At 68.2% G+C, this 20,016-nt stretch carries 19 protein-coding genes; 13 read left to right on the top strand and 6 right to left on the bottom strand.

Annotated elements, in window-relative coordinates:
• Positions 1-123: 123 nt before the first annotated feature.
• The 3 genes from KGR00_RS11240 to KGR00_RS11230 form a co-directional block, all read right to left on the bottom strand.
• Positions 124-1,407 carry a TRAP transporter large permease gene (locus KGR00_RS11240; protein ID WP_129141027.1) on the bottom strand — a complete coding sequence of 428 codons (1,284 nt, stop codon included), beginning with the start codon at positions 1,405-1,407 and terminating at the stop codon, positions 124-126.
• Positions 1,408-1,451: 44 nt separating this feature from the next.
• A complete protein-coding gene (locus KGR00_RS11235; protein ID WP_129141028.1) occupies positions 1,452-2,075 on the bottom strand; it encodes a TRAP transporter small permease in 624 nt (207 codons plus the stop codon).
• Positions 2,076-2,394: 319 nt separating this feature from the next.
• Positions 2,395-2,943 carry a TIGR02444 family protein gene (locus tag KGR00_RS11230; protein WP_224418602.1) on the bottom strand — a complete coding sequence of 183 codons (549 nt, stop codon included), beginning with the start codon at positions 2,941-2,943 and terminating at the stop codon, positions 2,395-2,397.
• A gap of 47 nt (positions 2,944-2,990) precedes the next feature.
• Between KGR00_RS11230 and KGR00_RS11225 the strand changes: the two genes are divergently transcribed.
• Entirely contained in the window at positions 2,991-4,913 is a 1,923-nt protein-coding gene (locus tag KGR00_RS11225) for an ATP-binding cassette domain-containing protein (RefSeq protein WP_224418603.1), read from the top strand.
• Positions 4,914-4,958: 45 nt separating this feature from the next.
• On the opposite strand, the gene dtd is transcribed toward KGR00_RS11225, so the two are convergent.
• The 3 genes from dtd to thiD all read right to left on the bottom strand — a co-directional run bounded on the left by dtd (position 4,959) and on the right by thiD (position 7,297).
• Positions 4,959-5,396, bottom strand: a complete 438-nt coding sequence (dtd, locus tag KGR00_RS11220) for a D-aminoacyl-tRNA deacylase (RefSeq protein WP_129141031.1) — start codon at positions 5,394-5,396, stop codon at positions 4,959-4,961.
• Positions 5,397-5,468: 72 nt separating this feature from the next.
• Complete coding sequence (locus KGR00_RS11215) at positions 5,469-6,314, bottom strand: universal stress protein (RefSeq protein ID WP_129141032.1); 846 nt, start codon at positions 6,312-6,314, stop codon at positions 5,469-5,471.
• Between the two features lie 170 nt (positions 6,315-6,484).
• On the bottom strand, positions 6,485-7,297 hold the full coding sequence (gene thiD, locus KGR00_RS11210) for a bifunctional hydroxymethylpyrimidine kinase/phosphomethylpyrimidine kinase (RefSeq protein ID WP_224418604.1): 813 nt from the start codon (positions 7,295-7,297) through the stop codon (positions 6,485-6,487).
• Positions 7,298-7,360: 63 nt separating this feature from the next.
• Between thiD and KGR00_RS11205 the strand changes: the two genes are divergently transcribed.
• The 12 genes from KGR00_RS11205 to nuoL all read left to right on the top strand — a co-directional run bounded on the left by KGR00_RS11205 (position 7,361) and on the right by nuoL (position 19,963).
• On the top strand, positions 7,361-7,789 hold the full coding sequence (locus tag KGR00_RS11205) for a YqaA family protein (RefSeq protein WP_224418605.1): 429 nt from the start codon (positions 7,361-7,363) through the stop codon (positions 7,787-7,789).
• A 229-nt stretch (positions 7,790-8,018) separates the two neighbouring features.
• The gene (locus tag KGR00_RS11200; protein ID WP_129141035.1) at positions 8,019-8,429 is read left to right on the top strand and encodes an NADH-quinone oxidoreductase subunit A; all 411 of its coding nucleotides are present in this window, start codon (positions 8,019-8,021) and stop codon (positions 8,427-8,429) included.
• 64 nt (positions 8,430-8,493) lie between these two features.
• Positions 8,494-9,174 carry an NADH-quinone oxidoreductase subunit B gene (locus tag KGR00_RS11195; protein WP_129141036.1) on the top strand — a complete coding sequence of 227 codons (681 nt, stop codon included), beginning with the start codon at positions 8,494-8,496 and terminating at the stop codon, positions 9,172-9,174.
• A 38-nt stretch (positions 9,175-9,212) separates the two neighbouring features.
• Entirely contained in the window at positions 9,213-10,997 is a 1,785-nt protein-coding gene (gene nuoC, locus KGR00_RS11190) for an NADH-quinone oxidoreductase subunit C/D (RefSeq protein WP_129141037.1), read from the top strand.
• A 2-nt stretch (positions 10,998-10,999) separates the two neighbouring features.
• Positions 11,000-11,503, top strand: a complete 504-nt coding sequence (gene nuoE, locus KGR00_RS11185) for an NADH-quinone oxidoreductase subunit NuoE (RefSeq protein WP_129141038.1) — start codon at positions 11,000-11,002, stop codon at positions 11,501-11,503.
• The gene (gene nuoF / locus KGR00_RS11180) at positions 11,500-12,858 is read left to right on the top strand and encodes an NADH-quinone oxidoreductase subunit NuoF (protein ID WP_129141039.1); all 1,359 of its coding nucleotides are present in this window, start codon (positions 11,500-11,502) and stop codon (positions 12,856-12,858) included. The genes nuoE and nuoF overlap by 4 nt, the downstream gene beginning before the upstream one ends.
• A 32-nt stretch (positions 12,859-12,890) precedes the next feature.
• Positions 12,891-15,692, top strand: coding sequence for an NADH-quinone oxidoreductase subunit NuoG (nuoG, locus tag KGR00_RS11175; protein ID WP_224418606.1), 2,802 nt, complete (start codon positions 12,891-12,893; stop codon positions 15,690-15,692).
• On the top strand, positions 15,689-16,669 hold the full coding sequence (nuoH, locus tag KGR00_RS11170; RefSeq protein WP_129141041.1) for an NADH-quinone oxidoreductase subunit NuoH: 981 nt from the start codon (positions 15,689-15,691) through the stop codon (positions 16,667-16,669). The genes nuoG and nuoH overlap by 4 nt, the downstream gene beginning before the upstream one ends.
• Before the next feature lie 16 nt (positions 16,670-16,685).
• Positions 16,686-17,225: an NADH-quinone oxidoreductase subunit NuoI gene (nuoI, locus tag KGR00_RS11165; RefSeq protein WP_129141042.1), complete on the top strand. Its 540-nt coding sequence runs from the start codon at positions 16,686-16,688 to the stop codon at positions 17,223-17,225.
• Between the two features lie 17 nt (positions 17,226-17,242).
• Positions 17,243-17,788 (top strand): NADH-quinone oxidoreductase subunit J, encoded by a 546-nt coding sequence (gene nuoJ, locus KGR00_RS11160; RefSeq protein WP_129141043.1) that lies wholly within the window; start codon positions 17,243-17,245, stop codon positions 17,786-17,788.
• Complete coding sequence (nuoK, locus tag KGR00_RS11155; RefSeq protein WP_129141044.1) at positions 17,785-18,093, top strand: NADH-quinone oxidoreductase subunit NuoK; 309 nt, start codon at positions 17,785-17,787, stop codon at positions 18,091-18,093. Before nuoJ ends, nuoK begins: the two co-directional genes overlap by 4 nt.
• A 10-nt stretch (positions 18,094-18,103) precedes the next feature.
• Positions 18,104-19,963, top strand: a complete 1,860-nt coding sequence (nuoL, locus tag KGR00_RS11150; RefSeq protein WP_129141045.1) for an NADH-quinone oxidoreductase subunit L — start codon at positions 18,104-18,106, stop codon at positions 19,961-19,963.
• Positions 19,964-20,016: the final 53 nt, after the last annotated feature.

The raw sequence follows: 20,016 nt of genomic DNA, 5'->3' as shown, positions 1-20,016 counted from the left end.
AATCGACTCGCTCCCACGCCTCCCGGTACGAGCCAAACCGTGTTGGCAAAAGCCTGCCGGGCAGCAAGCGATGATGAAAAAGGCCCGGCGCGAGGCCGGGCCTGAGGGTCGGGAACGACGGGGTCAGTCGCCGCCCAGCGAGGGCAGCAGCAGGGAGATCTCCGGGAACAGGATGAGCACCAGGGTCGCCATCATCAGGATGAAGATGAACGGCGGGGTACCGCGGATCACGTCCATGTAGGGGCGGCGGAACACGGCGATGGCCGTGAAGATGTCGCAGCCGAACGGCGGCGTGGCCGAACCGATGGCCGCCTGGAGGGTGACGATCACGCCGACGTGTACCGGATCTAGGCCGGTGGATTGCACGAGCGGCTTGAAGATCGGCACCAGGATCAGGATGACCACGATCGGGTCGACGAACATGCAGCCGATGAAGAAGGCGGCGGCAATCAGCAGCAGCGCCAGGAACTGGTTGTCGCCGATGCCGTCGATGATCGGGCCGAGGATCTTCTCCGGCACGCCGGCCGTGCCCAGGGTCTGGGAGAAGGCCGCGCCGATGGCGACCAGGATGAACACCACCGCGGTGATCATGCCGGTGGACAGTGCCAGGCTGCCGAGGTCGCGGATCGAGACCTGGCGGTAGATGACGACTTCCAGGATCAGGGCGTAGGCCACCGCCACGGCGGAGGCCTCGACGGCGCTGAAGAAGCCGCCGTAGATACCGCCGACCACCAGCACCGGAAAGCCCATCGGCAGGATCACCCGGCGGATGGCGCGCAGGCGTTCGCTCCAGGAGGCCCGGGGCTCCGCCTCGATGCCCTTGATGCGCGAATAGATGTAACAGTACAGGGCGAACATCGCCAGGATCAGCAGGCCGGGCAGAATGCCGGCGAGGAACAGATCGCCGATCGAGGTCTTCATGACCACGCCGTAGACGATGAAGCCGATGCTCGGCGGAATCAGCAGCGCGATGTCGCTGGCGTTGATGATCAGCCCCAGGCTGAAGTCGTCGCTGTAGCCCTTGGCCAGCAGCCGCGGGCGCATGGGTCCGCCCATCGCCACCACCGTCGCCTGGGTCGAGCCCGAGACCGCCCCGAACAGGGCGCAGGAGGCGGCAGTGGTGATCGGCAGGCCGCCGCGGACGTGTCGGGTGAAGGCATCGACGACGTCCAGCAGTCGGTTGGCCGTGTGGCCCTTGGTGAGGATGTCGGCGGCGAAGATGAACATGGGCACCGCCGCCAGCACCCAGCTGCCCACGCCGTTGATCATCCAGCTGACGGCCTGATCGGGGCCGAAGAACGTCATGCCGGTGAACATCATGAAAAGCGTGCCTGCGGCGAGCGGGACCATCATCGGGAATCCCAGCAGCAAGAGCACGAGCATGATCACGCCTAGCCAAGTCAGCATGCAAAAGTCCTCGCGTCTGTCATTGTTCGGGGCTTGTGTGGGGCTCACGCATCGCGCGACGCGTCCCCGTTCTGAGGCGCTTCCTCGTCGGGGACCTCGGCGTAGCTCTCCTTCTCGTTGAACGAGCGGTAGATATCCTCGCTCACGAGGTTTCGCGCGGCGGTCAGCAGGTACTGAGTGCCGGCGAGCACGAAGCCGATGGGCAGGGAGAGATAAACGATCCACATGGGGACGTGCAGCGAGGCACTGGTCCGCCCGCGTCCGTAGAGGGTGACGACGTACTCGACGGACTTGTAGGCGAAGTAGAACATCAGCACGGCGGTGCCGAGACAGATGAGAATCAGCAAGGCCTTGCGCAGGCGGCCGCTGAGCTGGTCGTAGATGGCCGACATGCTGATGTGGCGGGCGTGGCGGGCGGCGTAGCCGACACCGACGAAGGTGATCACCACGATCAGCATCTCGGTGACTTCGTAGGTGCCGGCGATACCGCTGCCGAAGAGGATGTTGCCGACCACGTGGGCGCTCATCAGGGCGGCCATGATCAGGACGCTGCCGGCCACGATGATGCGTTCGATGACGCCCAGTCCGCGGTCGAGAACGCCCAGGGCGCGCATCAGGCCGCGCGGGCGCTTCGCGCTATCGCCGGAGGAGGTGGATGGTTGGGTCATGTCGCAGCTTTCCTTGTTGTGTCAGGGATGGCGAGCCGCCGACGGCAGACCTCGGGCCGCCGTCGTTCCTGAGAATGTCTGCGCCCCGCCCATGCGGCATTGACGGGCTACCCGTCGCGATGCCGGCTCCCCCAGGCGAAGTGTGGCGGGAATCCGGAAAACCCGCGCGGGCGATCTCCCCGCGTTTTTTGCTGACGACCGCCTCACCCGAGTGACGCCCACCGACATGACGGATCTCGCCCTGAGCTCGACGACGGCGTTGCCGCCGGGCGAAGGCGCAGCATGTCTCCTTGAACTTACAAGCTTTGCCGCGTCAGTGCTACTCGCCATGCGGTTCGCGGCCCGCCGGTTTCGTGGTTGCCAGGCCTTGGGCCAGCGCGCGCAACGGGCATGTCAGCCGAGGATCGAGGTGGCCGAGATGGCGCAGGAGCGTGGTGTACAGGTCCCCGTCGGCGGGACCTCGCCGGCGTATGCCGTCGCCCCGTCGGGTCAGCGCCTGCAAGCCTTCCAGGGCCTCGCGCTCGGCCTGGAGCTCGTCGCGCTTGAGCTGCTCCCGCCACTCGGCCAGCGGCGAGCCGGGGCGCGCCAGGGGCTTGAGGGCGCGGCGCCGGGCCCGCAACGGGCGGGTCGTGCGCGCCTGATGATCGCGCACCGGGGCCAGCGCCTCGCCGACATCGGCATCCGCCGCCAGGCCGAGGTGGTACAGCCAACCCAGCCACAGCAGTTCGCAGACGTCGGCATCGGCGCGGTCCTGCAGCGCGAGGCAGGCGGCGGCCACGTCGGGGTCGGCGTAACGGCCGCAGGCATAGCGCCACAGCGCATCCGGGGCGGTCAAGGCGAAGGGGGATCGGGTAGAATGGGCGGCCATGATCCGCGCGTCCTTGATGATGCAGACTGAGTCGAAGGGAGAAAGGCATGATCGCACTGCGCCAACTGGCCCTGCAACGCGGCAAGCAACCGCTCTTCGAGGAGGCGGAGCTGACGCTGCACCATGGTCAGAAGGCCGGCATCGTCGGCGCCAACGGCACCGGCAAGTCGAGTCTGTTCAAGCTGCTGCTCGGCGAATTGGGTCCCGACCGGGGCGAGGTCAGCCTTTCCGGTGGCCTGCGTATCGCCCACATGGCCCAGGAGGTCGAGTCCCTCGAACGCTCGATTCTCGACTACGTGCTCGACGGCGACCACGAGCTGCGCGCCACCCAGGCGGCGCTCGACGCGGCGCGTGACAGCGGCGAGGCGCACCGCGAAGCCGAGCTGCACGGCCGGCTCGAGGCGCTCGACGGCTACAGCGCGCCGTCGCGGGCGGCGCGGCTGCTGGTCGGGCTGGGCTTCACCCAGGCCGATCTCGACCGGCCGCTGTCGGCGTTCTCCGGCGGCTGGCGGATGCGCGTCAACCTGGCCCAGACGCTGTTCATGCCCTCCGATCTGCTGCTGCTCGACGAGCCCACCAACCACCTCGATCTCGATGCGCTGCTGTGGCTCGAACAGTGGTTGGCGCGTTACCCCGGCACCCTGTTGTTGATCTCCCACGACCGCGACTTCCTCGATGCGGTCTGCGATCAGATCATCCACGTCGATCAGCGCCGGTTGACGCTGTACAGCGGCAACTACACCACCTTCGAACGTACCCGGGCCGAGAAACTCGCCCAGCAGCAGGCCGAGGCGGCCAAGCAGCAGGCGCGGCGCGAGGAGATCGAGCGCTTCGTGGCGCGCTTTCGCGCCAAGGCCACCAAGGCGCGCCAGGCCCAGAGCCGGCTGAAGATGCTCGAACGCATGGAGACCATCGCCGTCGCCCACGTCGATTCGCCGTTCCACTTCACCCTGCCGTCCGCCGACAAGACCTCGCATCCCTTGTTGGTCCTCGACGACGCCCAGCTGGGCTACGCCACGCCGCTGCTGCGCGACGTCAGGCTGACGCTGCTGCCGGGGCAGCGCATCGGCCTGCTGGGCCCCAACGGCGCCGGCAAGTCGACGCTGATCAAGTCGCTGACCGGCGCACTGCCGCTGCTCGCCGGCCAGCGCGTCCCCGGCGAGCATCTGGCGATCGGCTATTTTGCCCAGCACCAGCTCGAGGGGCTCGATCTCAAGGCAACGCCGTTCCTGCACGTGCAGCGGCTCTCGCCGACGGCCAGCGAACAGGCGATCCGCAACTTCCTGGGCGGTTTCGGCTTTCGCGGCGACGACGTGTTCGGCGAGGTGGCGCGTTTCTCCGGCGGCGAGAAGGCGCGGCTGGCGCTGGCCCTGGTCGCCTGGCAGAAGCCCAACCTGCTGCTGCTCGACGAGCCCACCAACCACCTCGACCTGGAAATGCGCGAGGCGCTCACCGAGGCGCTGGCCAGTTTCGAGGGCACGGTGATCGTGGTCTCCCACGACCGTCACCTGCTGCGGGCCACGGTGGACGAGTTCTGGCGGGTCGCCGATGGCACGGTGGCGCCGTTCGACGGTGACCTCGATGACTATCGGGTGTGGCTCAAGAACCGCCTCGAGGAAGCCCGCCGCGAGGCGCAGGGCGATGTATCGGACGGCGAGGCGCCGCCGGCCGACCGCAAGGCGGCCCGCCGCGCCGCCGCCGCGCTGCGCGAGAAGCTGCGCCCGCTCAAGCGTCAGCGCGACCGGGCCGAGAAGCGCATGACCGAGGCCCAGTCGCGGCTGGTGACGCTGGAAGAGGCACTGGGCGATCCCGACCTCTATACCGACGCCGCCCGCAAGGCCGAACTCACCGATCTGCTGGCCCGCCAGGGCGAACTCAAGGGCGAGGTCGAATCGCTCGAGGAGGCCTGGCTCGAGGCCGAGGAAGCCCTCGAGCAACTCGAGAATGAGCTGGTCTCGGAAGGCGCCTGACGTGGAACCACGCCGGCCCCGGTCCGGCGTGGAGAGGGGCGCGGGTCAGGTTTCCAGCAGGAAGGTCACCGGGCCGTCGTTGATCAGGCTGACCTGCATGTTGGCGCCGAACTCGCCGCTGGCGACCTGCGGCCAGGCCTCGCGGGCGGCGCCGAGCAGGTAGTGGAACAGCCGGTCGCCCTCGGCCGGCGGGGCGGCGCTCGAAAAGCCGGGACGCAGCCCCTTGCGGGTATCGGCGGCCAGGGTGAACTGCGAGACCAGCAGCAGCCCGCCGCCGGCCTGCTGCAGGTTACGGTTCATGCGCCCGGTGTCGTCGGCGAAGACCCGGTAGTGAAGCAGCTTGTGAAGCAGCCGGTCGGCCTTGTCCTCGTCGTCGTCGCGCTCGACGCCGATCAGCGCCAGCAGACCCTGGTCGATGGCGCCCACCGTGCGGTCGTCGACGGTGACGCTGGCGCGGCTGACGCGCTGGATGAGTGCCCGCATGCTCGCCTCGTGGTCGGGGGGTGGCAGAGCGCTACGCTGCCCCAGGTGCCGGCCTGACGCAAGCGCGGGTGGTCACCAGGCCCGGCAGACCATCAGGTCGCAGTGAGGCTCGGCCAGCAGCCGCTCGGTCAACGCGCTCTGACGGCCGACGCGGGACTGGCTGCTCAGCGCCAGCAGGTCGGGCGGCTGGCGCCGCAGGCGGCCCATCAGCACCTCCAGCGGCTCGCCCTGTTCGAGGACCAGTTCGAGCTCGGGTACCTCGCCCACCTCGCTCATCAACCGCTCGACCTCTTCTTCGAGCCGGCTTCTCAAGCGCCTCACCTCGCGGTCGCGCCAGCGGGCGTAGTCACCGTTCGAGGCCAGCTCGCTTTCGCCGGGAATGCACCAGGCGTGCAGCAGGGTCAGGCGGGCCTCCGGGAAGCGGGTGATGACCTCGCGCAGGGTGTGCCGGCAGGGCAGCGAGAAGTCGATGGGCACCAGGATGTCGTGCCACTCCTGGTTGGCGGGATGGCTGATCGTGAAGACCGGGCAGGGCGCGCTGCGCATTACCCGGGCCAGGGTGGTGCCGCTGACCAGCTCCGGCTGGCCGCGCTTGCGGTGGGCACCGAGCAGTATCAGATCGGCCTCGCGCTCGTGGGCCTCGCGAATGATCTCGGCATAGGGCGCGCCGGCGACCGTCTGGATCAGCGTCTCGGGTGCGGCCAGGGCATAGTCCTCGCGCAGGTCGGTCAGCGTGCGTTCCATCTCGTCGACCACGGCGCTTTCGAGATCGTGCAGTGCCCGGTGCGGCAGGTACGGGTCGAGCACGTGAAGGACGTCGAGCCGGGCGCCGCCCTCCACGGCCATGCGGATCGCCCGGGCGAAGCCGGCGCGGTTCTCGGCGGACAGGTCACAGGCGAACAGCAGCGTCTGGGGCATGGTCGGCATCCTCCACGAGAGCGTTCCTGCGATGGCCGGCAGGTCGTCCCGCCGGGGTGAACGAGCGGCGTGCTTCCAGCATGGTGCGCGGGGCGCGCCCCTGCAAGGGAAACCCGTTATCGACGCCGGCCACTCACCCGTCGTGGCCCTATCTGCAGACGGTGGGCGCCCTACCACCAGGCGTGGAAATGGTGGACCGGCCCACACCCTCGCCCCACCGACAGACGGTGGCTCTCGTGCAGTGCCTGGCTGAGCCAGACCTTGGCGTGCTGGACGGCGCCCACCAGGCTATCGCCACGGGCCAGCCGGGCGGCGATGGCCGATGACAGCGAGCAGCCGGTACCGTGCAGGTTGGGCGTGGCGACCCGCTCGGCCTCCAGCCAGCTGGCGCCTTCCGGCGAACTCAGCAGGTCCGGGCAGCGCTCGCCCTCGAGGTGCCCGCCCTTGAGCAGCACGTGCGGTGCCCCCAGCGCCTGGAGGGCCGGCAGCAGGGCTTCCATCGCTTGCGGCGAGTCGACGGCGGGGCTATCCAGCAGCACCGCGGCCTCGGGCAGGTTGGGAGTGATCAGATCGGCGAGCGGCACCAGCACGTCGCGCACGGCCCGAATGCCGGCATCGTCGACCAGCAGATCGCCGCTCTTGGCGACCATCACCGGATCGAGCACGATCCAGCGCGGGCGGCGGCGTTCGAGCCGCTCGCGAATCGTCTCGGCTACCTCGCGGCTGGCGACCATGCCGATCTTCACGGCATCGATCGCAACATCGTCGAACAGGGTATCGAGCTGAGCGGCGATGAAGTCCACCGGCACCGGATGAACGCCCGCCACTCCCCGGGTATTCTGGGCGGTGAGCGCGGTGATCACGCTGGTGCCATAGGTACCCTGGGCCGAGAAGGTCTTGAGATCGGCCTGAATGCCGGCCCCGCCCGACGGATCGGAGCCGGCGATGGTCAGGACATTGGCGATACGGGGAGTCTCGGACATCGACGAACCCATTTCATGCGCTGTGGGGGGCTATAGCCTAGCCCATGGGGCGGCGGTCCGGCCATGCTGAGCCTGTTTCTGGTGGCGCTGGCCAGCGCCACGTTGCTGCCGGGCGGCTCCGAGGTCTGGCTGGCACGCCAATGGTGCGCGGGACAGCCGGCCGCCGCGTTGTGGCTGGTGGCGACGCTGGGCAATACCCTGGGCGGGTTGATCAACGTCGCGCTGGGGCGCTATGCCCGTCACTTCGAGAACCGTCGCTGGTTCCCGGCGGGGCCCCGGGCGCTGGCCCGCGCCGAGGCGTGGTACGCCCGGGCGGGCGCCTGGAGTCTGCTGCTGTCCTGGGTGCCGCTGGTCGGCGATGCCCTGACGGTCGCCGCCGGGGTGATGCGTCTGTCCGTCTGGCGTGCCGCGTTGCTGATCGGGGTTGCCAAGGGATTGCGCTATGCCGTGGTGCTGTGGCTGGCCGAGCGTTGGCTGAGCGTGATGTGTTGAGGCGGGCATGGTCCTCAGGGTCTGGCGGGTGAGCGGTCGCTTGCTGCACTGCGGTAAACGATTCTCACTCAGTCGCGCTACTCCAAAAGTACGGCTTGTCTCTGACAATTCTCTAATGATCTCCTATGCTTAACGTATACTGTTCGAGCGCGTCCGGTGAGGGTCGTTGTCGTCGCAGGCGGCCACGGATTCGCGTTCGTTCCGTGATAGGGTTTGAACGAGGGAGTGTATGAACCAGCACGACGCCACTTCGATCATCGCGCAGCATTGGGCCGTGGGGCTCTTCGTCATCGCCGTCGTCGGTCTCTGCGCGTTCATGATCGGCGCTGCCGCTCTGCTGGGCGGGCGCAGCAAGGGGCGTAGCAAATCCCTGCCTTTCGAATCCGGCGTGATCGGCGCCGGCAGTGCACGCCAACGTTTTTCCGTCAAGTTCTACCTGGTCGCGATGCTGTTCGTGATCTTCGATATCGAGGCCGTGTTCCTGTTCGCCTGGGCCGTGTCGGTCCGCGAGGTGGGCTGGGCCGGCTTCATCGGTGCAGCGGTGTTCATCTTCATCCTGCTGGCCGGCCTGGTCTACGACAGCCGGGTCGGTGCCCTGGAGTGGGCGCCGAAGCGCAAGATGCGCGAACCGGGGGCCTGACACCCGACCGGTCGGGGCCCGGGCCCCATGACAACAGACGACTAGAGTTCGCTGGAGGAGTCGCATGCCTTATACCCTGACGCGTGCCGAAGATGCTGTGGCAGCGGACGAGCGTTACCCGCTCGGAGAGCGGCAGCGGGTCGAGGAAGACCCGATGAAGCAGCAGGTGCATCGCAACGTCTTCACCGGCAAGCTGGAAGAGGTGCTCAATTCGGCGGTCAACTGGGGGCGCAAGAACTCCCTGTGGCCCTACAATTTCGGCCTGTCGTGCTGTTACGTGGAGATGACCACCGCCTTCACCGCGCCGCACGACGTCGCCCGTTTCGGTTCCGAGGTGATTCGCGCCTCCCCGCGTCAGGCCGACTTCATGGTCATCGCCGGCACCTGCTTCATCAAGATGGCGCCGGTCATCCAGCAACTCTATGACCAGATGCTCGAGCCCAAGTGGGTGATCTCGATGGGCTCCTGCGCCAATTCCGGCGGCATGTACGACATCTATTCGGTGGTTCAGGGTGTCGACAAGTTCCTGCCGGTGGACGTCTACGTGCCGGGCTGCCCGCCGCGCCCCGAAGCCTTCCTCCAGGGTCTGCAGCTGTTGCAGGACTCGATCCAGGAGGAGCGCCGGCCGCTGTCCTGGGTGGTCGGCGACCAGGGTGTCTATCGCGCCGAGATGCCGTCGCAGCGCGAGAAGCACCGGGATCGGCGTATCCAGGCCACCGAACTGCGTACGCCCGACAGCATCTGAGCCGTGTCCACTTTCAGTCGAGGAGCCTGCCGACGTCCATGAGCGCTGACACACCGACAACCGATCACACGGCCGCCGGGATCACCGACGATCCGGTCGTCGCCGCGCTCAAGCAGCGCTTCGGCGATCACGCCATCCTCGAACAGGCCACGCTGACCGGAATGCCGGTGCTGTGGATCGCTCGCGAGGCGCTTACCGAGGCGCTCGGCTTCCTGCGCGACATGCCCGAGCCGTTCGAGCTGCTCTTCGATCTCTCGGCGATCGACGAACGCCTGCGCGCCAATCGCCGCGGCCTGCCGGCGTCCGATTTCACGGTCTTCTACCACCTGATGTCGATCTCGCGGAATCGCGACGTGATGCTCAAGGTGGCGCTCGCCGAGAGCGATCTGAAGCTCCCCAGCGTGGTCTCTCGCTACCCCAACGCCAACTGGTACGAGCGCGAGGTGTGGGACATGTTCGGCATCGATTTCGCCGGCCATCCGCACCTCACCCGGATTCTCATGCCGCCGACCTGGAACGGCCACCCGCTGCGCAAGGACCACGGCGCCCGGGCCACCGAGTTCGATCCCTACACGCTCACCGTGGAAGGCCAGGACGTCGAGCAGAAGGCGCTGCAGTTCAAGCCCGAGGAGTGGGGCATGCGCCGCGAGAACGCCGACACCGAGTTCATGTTCCTCAACCTCGGTCCCAACCACCCCTCGGCGCACGGCGCGTTTCGCATCGTGCTGCAGCTCGACGGCGAGGAGATCGTCGACTGCGTGCCGGACATCGGCTACCACCACCGGGGCGCCGAGAAGATGGGCGAGCGGCAGTCCTGGCACAGCTTCATCCCCTACACCGACCGAATCGACTATACCGGCGGGGTGATGAACAACTTCCCCTACGTGCTGGCGGTGGAGAAGCTCGCCGGCATCGAGGTGCCCGACCGCGTCAAGACCATCCGCATCATGATGGCGGAGATGTTCCGCATCAACAGCCACCTGCTGTTCCTGGGCACCTACCTGCAGGACCTGGGGGCGATGACCCCGGTGTTCTTCACCTTCACCGATCGGCAGAAGGCCTACGAGGTGATCGAGGCGATCACCGGCTTCCGCATGCACCCGGCGTGGTTCCGCATCGGCGGGGTGGCGATGGACCTGCCCAAGGGCTGGGACACCCTGGTCAAGGGCTTCCTCGACTGGATGCCCAAGCGCCTGGTCGAGTACGAGCGGGCGATGATGGAGAACGCCATCGTCCGCGAGCGTACCCGCCACGTCGCCGCCTTCACCACCCGCGAGGCGCTGGCCTGGGGGGTCACCGGGCCCAACCTGCGGGCCACCGGCTGCGACTTCGACCTGCGCAAGAAACGCCCCTACGGCGGCTACGAGAACTTCGACTTCGAGGTGCCGCTGGGCAGCAACGGCGACGTCTTCGACCGCGGCCAGCTGCGCATCGAGGAGATGCGCCAGAGTCTGCGGATCATCCGCCAGTGCGTCGACAACATGCCCGCCGGCGATTACAAGGCCGATCATCCACTGACCACGCCGCCGCCGCGCGAGAAGATGCTGCAGCACATCGAGACGCTGATCACCCACTTCCTGCAGGTGTCGTGGGGGCCGGTGCTCAAGCCCAACGAGTCGTTCCAGATGGCCGAGGCGACCAAGGGCATCAACAGCTACTACCTGACCAGTGACGGCAACACCATGAGCTATCGCACGCGCATCCGCACGCCGAGCTTCCCGCATCTGCAGCAGATTCCGGCGGTGATGCGCGGCGGCTTCGTGCCCGACCTGATCGCGCACCTGGGGAGTATCGATTTCGTGATGGCCGACGTGGACCGCTGACCATGACCGACACCGCACGCACAATCGCCAGCGACGGTTTCGTCCTCGAGGCCGAGGACCGCCGCGCCATCGAGCACGAGCGCGACCACTACGAGCAGCCCCAGGCAGCCTGCATCGAGGCGCTCAAGATCGTCCAGCGTCGACACGGCTGGGTGCCCGACGCCGCCATTCCGGCGATCGCCGACGTCCTGGGCGTGGGCCCCGCCGACGTCGAGGGCGTGGCGACCTTCTACAGCCTGATCTTCCGCCAGCCGGTGGGGCGCCACGTCATCCTGCTCTGCGACAGCAGCTCGTGCTTTCTCAACGACTACGAGCAGCTGCGCGACGCCCTGTCCGAGCGGCTCGGCATCGGTTACGGCCAGACCACCGCCGACGGCCGCTTCACGCTGCTGCCGGTGTGCTGTCTGGGGGCCTGCGACCGCGGGCCGGCACTGATGATCGACGACCAGACCTACGGCCCCGTCGCCCCCGACGAGCTGGCCGACCTGCTGGAGGGCTACGCATGAGCGTGAGGCGATATCACAGCCAGCTGCGCCAGAGCGCCGCCGAGCGCCGCGCCGAGACGCATCCGCTGACCTGGCGGCTGCGCGAGGACGGTGCCCGGGTGGGCCTCGACGAATACGTCGAGAAGCAGGGCTATGCCGCGGTTCGCGAGGTCCTCAACCAGCGCACCGCCGACGACGTCATCGCGACCATGAAGGAGGCCAATGTCCGCGGGCGCGGCGGTGCCGGCTTCTCGGCGGGCATGAAGTGGAGCCTGACCATGAAGGGGCCGGGGATCCCGCGCGGTTACCTGGTCTGCAACGCCGACGAGATGGAGCCCGGCACCTTCAAGGATCGCCTGCTGCTCGAACAGCAGCCGCACCTGCTGATCGAGGGCATGATCCTCGGTGCCTACGCCAACCACTCGCGCTTCGGCTACATCTTCCTGCGCGGCGAGTACGTCGAGGCGGCCCGCGCCGTGCAACAGGCGCTCGACGAGGCGCGGGCCGCCGGCTGGCTGGGCAACGACATCGCCGGCAGCGGCTTCGACTTCGACATCGCCCTGCATACCGGGGCCGGCCGCTACATCTGCGGCGAGGAGACCGCGCTGATCAGCTCGCTGGAGGGCAAGCGCGCCAACCCGCGGGCCAAGCCACCCTTCCCCGGGCAGTCCGGGGCCTGGGGCAAGCCCACCGTGGTCAACAACGTCGAGACCTTCTGCAACGCGCCCGGGGTGATGTACCACGGTGCCAAGTGGTACCAGGATCTCTCCGGCGACCTGAGCAACGACGGCGGCACCAAGCTGTTCGGTGTCTCGGGCAAGGTCGAGCGCACCGGCCTGTGGGAGCTGCCGATCGGCACCCCGGCGAGCGAACTGCTCGAACGCGCCGGCGGCATGCGCGACGGCAAGGCGCTCAAGACCTGGCTGCCCGGCGGCGGCAGTACCGGCTTCCTGCTGCCCGAGCATCTCGACTCGGCGCTCGATTTCGACACCATCGGCAAGCTGGGCAGCCGCCTGGGCACGGGGCTGCTGACGGTGATCAACGAGGACCAGAGCGTGCTCTCTCTGGTGCGCAACCTCGAGCAGTTCTTCGCCCGTGAATCCTGCGGCTGGTGCACGCCGTGCCGCGACGGCCTGCCCTGGTCGGTCAAGCTGCTCCAGGCGCTGGAGGCCGGCGAGGGCGAGCGCGGCGACATCGAGATGCTCGACAAGCTGGCCGACGACCTGGGCCCGGGCAAGACCTTCTGCGCCCATGCCCCGGGGGCGGCGATGCCGCTGCAGTCGGCCCTCAAGTACTTCCGTGAGGAGTTCGAGCGCGGCGTCGCGCACCCCACGGGCGTGGCCCATGCCGATCCGATTCCGGTGGGCGAGGTATGAGCCGTTTCATTCATCAGGAGGCGAGGTAAGGCATGGCGACGATTCACGTGGACGGTCAGCGCTACGACGTGGACGGGGCGGACAACCTGCTCGACGCCTGCCTCTCGCTGGGCCTCGATGTCCCCTATTTTTGCTGGCACCCGGCGATGGGCAGCGTGGGCGCCTGTCGCCAGTGCGCGGTCAAGCAGTACAAGGACGCCGACGATACCCAGGGCAAGCTGGTGATGTCGTGCATGACGCCGGCATCCGACGGCACCTGGATCTCGATCGACGACGACGAGGCCCGCGAGTTCCGCGCCAGCGTCATCGAGTGGCTGATGACCAACCACCCCCACGACTGTCCGGTGTGCGAGGAGGGCGGCCACTGCCACCTCCAGGACATGACGGTGATGACCGGCCATGACCGCCGGCGCTATCGCTTCCGCAAGCGGACCCACCGCAACCAGTACCTGGGGCCCTTCATCGCCCACGAGATGAACCGCTGCATCACCTGCTACCGCTGCGTGCGCTTCTATCGCGACTACGCCGGCGGTACCGATCTGGGGGCCTTCGGGGCCAACAGCAACGTCTATTTCGGCCGCCATCAGGACGGCGTGCTGGAGAGCCCCTTCTCCGGCAACCTGACCGAGGTGTGCCCGACCGGGGTGTTCACCGACCAGACCCACTCCGAGCGCTACACCCGCAAGTGGGACCTGCAGTTCTCGCCGAGTGTCTGCCATCAGTGCGCGGTGGGCTGCAACATCAGCCCCGGCGAGCGCTACGGCGACATCCGGCGCATCGAGAACCGCTACCACGGCGAGGTCAATCGCTACTTCCTCTGCGACCGCGGACGCTTCGGCTACGGCTACGTCAATCGCGATGACCGCCCGCGCCTGCCCGAATGGCGCAGCGAACGCGACGAAGGGCGGGTCACGCTCGAGGTCGATGCCGCCCTGGACCGCGGCGCCGACCGCCTGCGCAGCGCCCGCCGGGTGATCGGCATCGGCTCGCCGCGGGCCAGCCTGGAGAGCAACCACCAACTGCGCGAGCTGGTCGGCGAGGGCAACTTCTCGACCGGCATCGTCGCCGCCGAGCAGCGTTGCCTGTCGCTGATGCACGAGCTCGGCCGCAGTTGCGGGCTGCCCACGCCGACGATCCGTGACGTCGAGGACCACGACGCGGTACTGGTGCTCGGCGAGGACCTGATCCAGAGCGCGGCGCGCATCGGCCTGGCGGTACGCCAGGCGGCCTATGCGCGGCGCGAGTCGCTGGCCGCCGAGCGCAGCATCCCCGCCTGGAACGACGCCGCCGTGCGCACCCTCGGCCAGGACGACTATCATCCGGTGTTCATCGCCTACCCGACGACCACCGAGCTGGACGACGTGTGTGCCGCCAACTGGGCCCTGGCGCCGGACGACATCGCCCGGCTGGGCTTCGCCGTGGCCCACGAGATCGACGCCGACGCCCCGGCGGTCGCGGATCTCGACGAGGCCACCCGCGCCGCGGCCCGCGACATCGCGGCCCGGCTGACGGCCGCCAAGCGCCCGCTGGTGATCAGCGGCGGTTCGCTGGGCTCGGAAGCGATTCTCCAGGCCGCCGGCAACGTGGCGCGGGCCCTGGCGCGGCGTGCCTGTCACGGCAGCCTGCTGCTGGTACGCCGCGAGGCCAACAGCACCGGTCTGGCGATGATGGGCGGCGAGCCGCTGGAATGGGCCCTCGACGAGCTCGACAGCGAGCGCGCCGATGCCGTGGTGATCCTCGAGAACGATCTCCACCGACGCCTGCCCGGGCCGCGTGTCGATCGCGCCCTGGATGCCGCGGCGACCGTGGTGGTGCTCGATCATCAGCGCACGGCGACCTGGGAACATGCCCACCTGGGCCTGCCGGCGGCCGCCTTCACCGAAGCCGACGGCACTCTGGTCAGTCTCGAGGGCCGCGCCCAGCGCTTCTTCCAGGTCTTCGATCCGGCCTATATCCGCCCCGAAACCCGCATCCGCGAGAGCTGGCGCTGGCTGCATGCGCTGCGTGCCGACGTGCTGCGCCACGATGTCGGCGACATCGCCCTGGATGCCGTGACCCACGACTGTGCCCGCCGCTATCCCGAGCTGGCCGGCATCATCGGCGCCGCGCCGGGGGCCGATTACCGCGTCCGCGGCCTCAAGCTGGCTCGCGAGCCGCACCGCTACAGCGGGCGTACCGCGATGCGCGCGCACATCGACGTCAGCGAGCCGCGCGCGCCCCAGGACCCCGATTCGCCGTTCACCTTCTCGATGGAGGGCTACAACGGCTACGACCGCCCGCGCGAGGAGGTCGCCTTCGCCTGGGCGCCGGGGTGGAACTCGCCGCAGGCCTGGAACAAGTTCACCGACGAGGTCGGCGGCCATCTGCGCGCCGGCGACCCGGGCGTGCGCCTGCTGGCGCCGCGACCCGGCGACTATCGCTACGCCACGGCGATCCCCGAGGGCTTCCGGCCCCGCGACGGCGAATGGCAGGTGGTGGTGCTGCCGCGGCTGTTCGGCGGCGACGAGACCTCGTCGCGGGCCGCGCCGATCATCGAGCGCGCCGCGCCCACCGCGCTGACGCTCTCCGCCGATGACGCCGGGCGGCTGGGCTGCGCCGACGGCGCGCTGGTCGAGATGTCCAGCGATGCCGGCAGCCTGACCGTGCCGGTGCGCCTCGATCCGGCCTTCCCGGCCGGGATGATCGGCGTGCCGGCGGGGCTCGATCCCGCCCTGGTCGCCGGGGGGCGGGCGCGGCTCGCCGTGGCGGCAGCGGCACGTAGCGCCGCCGGGGAGGCGCCGCCACCCCGCGCCGGAGGGGCCGACTCGCACGCCGACCGGGGGGATCGCTCATGAGCTGGTTGTCGCCGACGATCGCCGCCAGCCTGATCGCCATGATCCAGGCGGTGGTGATCCTGCTGGGTGCGGTACTGCTGGGGGCGGTGATGACCGTGGTCGAGCGCCGCCTGCTGGGGCTGTGGCAGGACCGCTACGGGCCCAACCGGGTGGGGCCCTTCGGCTCGCTGCAGTTGATCGCCGACATGATCAAGATCTTCTTCAAGGAGGACTGGATCCCGCCGTTCGCCGACCGGCCGATGTTCGTGCTGGCGCCGGCGATTGCCATGGCCTCGCTGCTGCTGTCGTTCATCATCATCCCCATCACTCCGGGCTGGGGCGTGGCCGACTTCAACATCGGCCTGCTGTTCTTTCTCGCCATGGCCGGCATCAACGTCTATGCGGTGTTGTTCGGCGGCTGGTCGAGCGGCAACAAGTACGCCCTGATCGGCGCCATGCGCGCCTCGGCGCAGACACTCTCCTACGAAGTGTTCATGGGCCTGGCGCTGATGGGCGTGGTGGCGATGGCCGGGACGTTCAACATGCGCGAGATCGTCAACGCCCAGGAGGGGCTGTGGTACGTGGTCCCGCAGTTCTTCGGCTTCTGCACCTTCCTGATCGCCGGCATCGCGGTGACCCACCGCCACCCGTTCGACCAGCCCGAAGCCGAGCAGGAGCTCGCCGACGGCTACCACATCGAGTATTCGAGCATGAAGTTCGGGATGTTCTTCATCGGCGAATACGTCGGCATGGTGCTGATCTCGGCGCTGATCGTCACGCTGTTCTTCGGCGGCTGGCACGGCCCCTGGCTGCCGCCGATCGTCTGGTTCGCGCTCAAGACCGGCGCCTTCCTGGTGTTCTTCGTGCTGCTGCGCGCTTCCCTGCCGCGACCGCGCTACGACCGGGTGATGAGCTTCGGCTGGAAGTTCTGCCTGCCGCTGACCCTGATCAATCTACTGGTGACCGGGGCGGTGATTCTGCTCGCCGACCCGTCGTGACCGAGGAGCGACCGCGATGTTGATGAACGTGCTCAAAGGTACCGTTTCCCAGCTGCGCACGATCGGCATGGTCTTCATGCACAGTTTCCGCAAGCGGGAGACGCTGAACTATCCCGAAGAGTCGGTGTATCTGCCGCCGCGCTATCGCGGGCGCATCGTGCTCACCCGCGATCCCGACGGCGAGGAGCGCTGCGTGGCCTGCAACCTGTGTGCGGTGGCCTGCCCGGTGGCCTGCATCTCGCTGCAGAAGAGCGAGCGGGAGGACGGCCGCTGGTATCCGGAGTTCTTCCGTATCAACTTCTCGCGCTGCATCTTCTGCGGCATGTGCGAGGAGGCCTGCCCGACCTCGGCGATCCAGCTCACCCCCGATTTCGAGTTGGGCGAGTACCGCCGCCAGGAACTCGTCTACGAGAAGCAGGACCTGCTGATCGATGGGCCCGGCAAGGATCACGACTACCACTTCTACAAGGTGGCGGGGCTGGCGATCGCCGGCAAGGACAAGGGCAAGGCCCGCAACGAGGCCGAGCCGATCGACGTCAAGACACTGCTTCCCTGACCGGGGTAACGAACGACATGGAAATCGCCTTCTATCTGAGTGGACTGGTCGCGGTACTCGCGACCCTGGGCGTGATCACCAACACCAATCCGGTGCATGCGCTGCTCTATCTGATCGTCTCGCTGATCAGCGTGGCGCTGGTGTTCTTCTCGCTGGGGGCGCCCTTCGCCGGGGCGCTCGAGGTGATCGTCTACGCCGGGGCGATCATGGTGCTGTTCGTGTTCGTGGTGATGATGCTCAACCTGGGCGATGCGGTGGTCGCCCAGGAGCGGGCCTGGCTCAAGCCGCGGGTCTGGCTGGGCCCGGCGGTGCTGTCCGGCATCCTGCTGCTGACCCTGGTCGCCACGCTGTGGAGCGGCGATGGCAGCCAGCGGATCACGGGCGATCTGCTCACCGCCAAGGCCGTGGGCACGCTGCTGTTCGGCCCCTGGCTGCTGATCGTCGAACTGGCCGCCATGCTGCTGCTGGCGGCGCTGGTCACCGCGTCCCACGTGGGGCGGCTGCCGGCACCGGCCAAGCCGCCGGTGAGTCGTGAATCCGGAGCCCGCAAGGAGGCCTCATGAGCGGTATTCCCATGGAGCACGGTCTGATCCTGGCCGCCATTCTCTTCACGCTGGGCCTCGCCGGCCTGATCTGCCGGCGCAACATGGTGTTCGTGCTGATGAGCCTGGAGATCATGCTCAACTCGGCGGCACTGGCGTTCATCGTCGCCGGCACGGCCTGGGGGCAGCCCGAAGGGCAGGGGATGTTCCTGCTGGTGATCACCCTGGCGGCGGCCGAGGCGAGCATCGGCCTGGCGCTGTTGATCCAGCTCCACCACCGCTTCAAGACGCTGGACGTGGACGCGGCCAGTCGCATGCAAGGATGAGGACCTGCCGATGTCGTTGTTGCCCCTGACATTCCTGTTTCCGCTCGCCGGAACCCTGATCATCTCGCTGTCGCGCGGGCGTCTCAGCCCGCGGGCCGGCGCGGTGGTCGGGGTGACCAGCGTGGGCCTGGCGGCGCTGGTCGCGGCCTGGGTCATCTGGCAGTTCCTCGCCGGTGGCCGCGAGGCGGTCGACATGACGCTGTGGACCTGGGTCGCGGTCGGCGATTTCCAGCCCACCATCGGCCTGCGTCTCGACGGCCTGTCGCTGACCATGACCGGCATCATCACCGGCGTGGGGTTCTTGATCCACCTGTTCGCCGCCTGGTACATGCAGGGCGAGGCCGGGGTGACACGCTTCTACGCCTACATGAACCTGTTCGTGTTCAGCATGATGCTGTTGGTGCTCGGCGACAACATGCTCCTGCTCTACCTGGGCTGGGAAGGCGTCGGCCTGTGCAGCTATCTGCTGATCGGCTACTACTACGAGACCGCGGCCAACGGCTGGGCGGCCTTCAAGGCATTCATCATCACCCGGCTGGGCGACGTCTTCCTGGCCATCGGGCTGTTCATGATGTTCCGGGAACTGGGCACGCTGAATATCGTCGAGCTCCTCGCCAGGGCGCCGGAGGTCTGGAGCGAGGGCGCCTGGCAGGCACAGGTGGCGGCGCTGCTGATTCTCGGCGGGGCGCTGGGCAAGTCGGCCCAGTTGCCGCTGCACACCTGGCTGGCCGACGCCATGGCCGGCCCCACCCCGGTCTCGGCGCTGATCCACGCGGCGACCATGGTCACTGCGGGGGTCTATCTGGTCGCGCGGATGCACGGCATCTTCGAGCTGGCGCCGAACGTGCTCTATCTGGTCGGGGTGATCGGGGCGCTGACGCTACTGATGGCCGGGTTCGCCGCACTGGCCCAGACCGACATCAAGCGCGTGCTGGCCTACTCGACGATGAGCCAGATCGGCTACATGTTCCTGGCGCTGGGCGCCGGGGCCTACCATGCGGCGATCTTCCACCTGATGACCCACGCCTTCTTCAAGGCGCTGCTGTTCCTGTCCGCCGGGTCGGTGATCGTCAGCTGCCATCACGAGCAGGACATGCGCCGGCTGGGCGGCCTGTGGCGCCGGTTGCCGCTGGCCTACATCGGTTTCGTGGTCGGCGGGGCGGCGCTGTCGGCACTACCCCTGGTGACCGCCGGCTACTACAGCAAGGACGAGATCCTCTGGCAGGAACTGGCCGCCGGCGACAACGGGCTACTGCTGGCCGGCCTGGTGGGGGCCCTGCTGACCTCGCTGTACACCCTGCGGCTGATCATCGGCACCTTCCACGGCGAGATGAAGAGCGACAATGCGCGCCACGCCGAACCGGGGCGCGGCCTGGTGCATGGTCTGCCGCTGGTGGTGCTGTCGGTGCTGGCGACCTTCCTCGGCGCCTGGATCCATCCGCCGCTGGAAGGCGTGCTGCCGCAGGGGGCCGGCGCCGGCGACCACGGCATGGCCCATACCGTGGTGGCCATCGTCGCCTCGGCGACCTCGGTCGCCGGGATCCTGATCGCCCTGTGGCTGTTCTTCAAGCGCTGGGACTGGCTCGCCGAGCGGGTCCAGAGCGGCTGGGAAGCGCGCCTGTGGTGGTTCTGGAACCAGGCCTGGGGCTTCGACATCGCCTACGACTGGCTGTTCGTGCGCCCCTATCGCGGCCTGACGAGGCTGCTGCGGCGCGACATCATCGATCGCATCCTGCTGCTGCCGGCCTGGCTTGCCTGGGGCCTGCATCGTGGCCTGAGCCGGACCCAGACCGGCAAGTTGCGCCTTTACGCCGGCACCATGGCCGCCGGGGCGACGCTGATCCTGATCGTGCTGGTACTGGGGGGCTGAGACGATGACACGCAAACGACAAACGGGCGGTCTGCCGCCAAGGGTTAAACGAC

This window comes from Modicisalibacter sp. MOD 31.J (assembly GCF_020147985.1).
Lineage (GTDB): Bacteria > Pseudomonadota > Gammaproteobacteria > Pseudomonadales > Halomonadaceae > Modicisalibacter > Modicisalibacter coralii.
The sequence above is the reverse complement of the archived record's forward strand: the minus strand, read 5'-3'. Positions and strand labels throughout refer to the sequence as shown.